Source organism: Paenibacillus thalictri (assembly GCF_004307995.1).
GTDB classification, from domain to species: domain Bacteria; phylum Bacillota; class Bacilli; order Paenibacillales; family NBRC-103111; genus Paenibacillus_AF; species Paenibacillus_AF thalictri.
The window spans coordinates 1-3,483 of sequence record NZ_SIRE01000063.1 but is presented as its reverse complement, the minus strand read 5'-3'; the positions used below and the strand labels follow the sequence as shown (position 1 = coordinate 3,483).

The window sequence follows — 3,483 nt, the reverse complement described above, 5'->3', positions numbered from 1 at the left end:
CCTTCGTCAGTTGTCGCAAACTTAACGATAGGAGGATAATGGGATGCTGGCAAGTGTCTCTTTTCTTTGCAATTAGTTAAGCATTTTTATGCTGCAATGTTCGGCACTTTTAGTATGCAATATACAACCCTTCCCCGAATTATCACCTGGCGGACCAAGGCTCCATCAGGAGCCGCAGCGGGAATTGAATGTTATAAGATGTCCCCGCCTTCACTGAATTGCATTCAAAATAGCCTTATAATTATTTATATTTCATTCTCGTTTCTAGCCAATAATAGCTTTTCTATTGAATTAAAATTGCCTTCGATAAAGTACCACCGCTCCCCTTATACTCATTGGCTTCCTTATCGAAAATAATAAATTTATATCCTGAACCTATATTCTTTATCAATCTCATACTAAAACCTTCAATATGGATCCAATCAAAAATTTCATTAATTGTAAATAAACGTATTCCTTCTTTATACACTTCTTGAGGGGCAAGTAAAAACTCATTACACATAATTTGACCACCGATTGATCATTCTTCGTTCTTAAAATTATAGAATTGATATGCATAAACCTCTCCAGATTCATATGGTGGTTTAAAGCCGAGTTGATTTAGCCTTTCAACATCATTCTTCTCAAGGTATATCATAATCCTCCTTAAGAAGCTTCACCGTCTTCACAACCTTGTTTATTTTATTATTGTCTTTGTAGAATTTCGCCTAACGTTCTTGTGTTCCCGACGCCTCACCGACTTAAGCCCGAAGGGCGGCCGCGACGCGGTTAGTCGGTGCAGGTGTGTCTGCAGGATATACTTCTTCGAAACCCATCTGCAGACCAAGGATCGCTTGCGATCCGCCGCGGGAACATGGTGTTAGCTGATGGGGCCTTGAGTCACTTGCACAATGTATTTAATTCTATTATTTCAATATTCTGGTTAATTATATAAAAATAATACCCACATCAAATGTGGGTAAATTATTGACCATTCCAGTTCATTGCACCGTGTATAAAACTTAAAATAACTACTTGTTCTTCTTCAATTTTATAAATCATTCTATATCGGTGTAAAAATATTTCTCTTACATCTGGGTCATTAATCTCAGGCACGATTCTCCCTCTATTCGGAAAAAGGTTCAACGTTTTAGCTCTTTCCATTGCATCATATAAAAATGAAAGAGCGTATCCTGGAGAATCTTGACTTATATATTCTACTGCTCTTTCTAAATCATTACTTGCTGTTTCAGTCCATACTACTGATTTAGCCATTTAGACATCCGTTTCTCCATTTCCTCATGAGATAGTACGTTGCCCTTGTCTAAATCTTCAAGCCCTTGTTGAATCTTCTTTCGAACATATAATGTATACTGAATATCCTCAAGCGAACAATCATCAGGTAAATTGTCAATTATCTGTTTCACTTCGTCTTTAAGCATGAATATCACCTCAAAGGTAATTATAACATATTTTTCAATTCATCAGCTACAAGTATGCCTACATAAATATGGGTTTAATAATAATCACTTCGCCCTTTCAGCTAACGTCTCTTGTATTCACGAACCCGAGAGGCTTAAGGCGCGCAGCGCCGGGTCGAAGACTTAGCCTCGCAGTGGTTGTCTGCTTGATCCACTTCTTCGAGTTAACTTCTGGCAGACCCAGGGCCGTAAGGCCCGCCGCGTGAATACGGTGTTATATGACGTGTGACACTTCTTCGAATAACTAGCAAGTTATTTAAGTATCCCATAGTGGTACTGCGTAAACTGATATTAGACTGCTATTATTTAGCTTTCTAAGATTACAATTCTTACATAATATCTGTAAATTTGATGGATCATTACTTCCGTATTTAGATATAGGAACTATGTGATCAATCTCATAATCGCCTCCAAGATTTATTACCCCCGTTAAATCTGTTCTGCAAATAACGCAAACACCATTGTCTCTATAAAATAGTCCCTTCTTTAACCAAATGGGCCACTTAACTCGTTTGACTTTGCTTCCTTCGTTAAACATTTCTGGGTAATCATGAATCAGGTCGTTTCCCTCATGTATTAATTGTTTGGCTAGTCTTTCATGAAAATCCCTTAAAAATGATTTATTCAGCATTAACAAATGAAAAGTTGAGTTAATCACAATTGGATTTATTTCATCTTGCTTCAATATCAAATAATCCACTAATACTTTAAAACGAGTGCATTCTTCACATTCTTCACAATGACCGCATTCATTAATTAAATTAAAATCTAAGTCATTATACTCAACTTTATTACCTACTTCTTCAATGAGTTTGATAACATAATTGATAAATGTTTCATAATCACTGCTGCCATGATTCCTCAAACTAGTACTAATATCATGTTCCACAAAACCATCAACGTATTCTAAGTAGTAATGTAAAATAGTTTTCTTATGAGGTTTCGATAATCTAACAATTATTTCTTCTTTAAGTTCTTTCCAAAAATCCTCAAATGCAAATCCATAAACTTCTTCTTCATGATAGAAAATTTCTATAGCCCAATTTGCAAGTTGGATAGCTTGACTATAACTAAATTTCACATGTTTTGTTTTCATAAGACCTCTTTTAATTTACATAATTGAATATTAATTGTCACATGTCATATAACGTTCTCTGTATTCACGAATCCGAGAACCTTACTGCCGGCCGCGGCGCGGTTAGGTTCGCAGGAGTGTCCGCCTGATTCTACTTCCCCGAATTATCTCCTGGCGTACCAAGGGCCGATAGGCCCGCAGCGTGAATACGATGTTATAAGATGTCGGCGTCTTCTTGGAGCATCATTCAAATAGTCATTCTAATTTTTAAATATGATTATAACTTTATGTTCTTTAAGCACTTGTAGTATATTTTCGGTGATGTAAAATAGTTTGTGTACCAAGAATTGGACTCTAGTCAGCCAACAAAAAAGTAGGGTATTCTCGGGATTGCTGAAGTCACCAAGAAAGGAACCCTACTCATGGCAACTATACATCAAAATGAATTTCGCAATCTACTAGAAGATTCTGTTACCCAGCTGCTGAAAGAAAAACTGGAAATGCTCATGCGTGAAGAGATCAAAAACTTCTTGCAGGTCGAACAGCCAGGTGAACGCCATAACAGTCGCAATGGTTACTATGAACGTAGTTGGGAGACACGCCACGGTAAAATCGATGATCTGCAAGTCCCTCGGGATCGCCAAGGTCACTTTCAAACGCAGCTATTCGAGCCGTATCAGCGTCGAGAAGGATGGCTGGAAGAAACGGTTATTCACATGTACAAGGGCGGTATGAGCACTCGAGACATTGCGAAGTTCATTGAATCCATGTTTGGAACACATTACTCTCCAACGACGGTGAGTAACATTACGAACACCGTTCTCGAAGATATCCAGCAGTGGCAGTCGCGTCCACTGGAGAAACGCTACTCCGTTCTCTACCTGGACGGACTTTACATCAAACTCCGCCGCAACACAGTAGATAGCGAAGTCATTTATCTGGCCATGG

The 3,483-nt window shown here is 38.2% G+C and carries 5 protein-coding genes; 1 reads left to right on the top strand and 4 read right to left on the bottom strand.

The window, feature by feature from the left end; genetic code table 11:
* Positions 1-283: 283 nt before the first annotated feature.
* The 4 genes from EYB31_RS39820 to EYB31_RS39805 form a co-directional block, all read right to left on the bottom strand.
* Positions 284-502, bottom strand: a complete 219-nt coding sequence (locus tag EYB31_RS39820) for a hypothetical protein (protein ID WP_131019131.1) — start codon at positions 500-502, stop codon at positions 284-286.
* A 461-nt stretch (positions 503-963) separates the two neighbouring features.
* Positions 964-1,254 (bottom strand): type II toxin-antitoxin system RelE/ParE family toxin, encoded by a 291-nt coding sequence (locus EYB31_RS39815; protein ID WP_131019130.1) that lies wholly within the window; start codon positions 1,252-1,254, stop codon positions 964-966.
* Positions 1,239-1,421 (bottom strand): hypothetical protein, encoded by a 183-nt coding sequence (locus EYB31_RS39810; protein ID WP_206105547.1) that lies wholly within the window; start codon positions 1,419-1,421, stop codon positions 1,239-1,241. The genes EYB31_RS39815 and EYB31_RS39810 overlap by 16 nt, the downstream gene beginning before the upstream one ends.
* Before the next feature lie 295 nt (positions 1,422-1,716).
* Complete coding sequence (locus EYB31_RS39805) at positions 1,717-2,556, bottom strand: HNH endonuclease (RefSeq protein WP_131019129.1); 840 nt, start codon at positions 2,554-2,556, stop codon at positions 1,717-1,719.
* A 401-nt stretch (positions 2,557-2,957) separates the two neighbouring features.
* On the opposite strand from EYB31_RS39805, the gene EYB31_RS39800 reads away from it, so the two are divergent.
* A partial coding sequence (locus EYB31_RS39800; RefSeq protein ID WP_170318242.1) for an IS256 family transposase occupies positions 2,958-3,483 on the top strand: 526 nt, incomplete at its 3' end.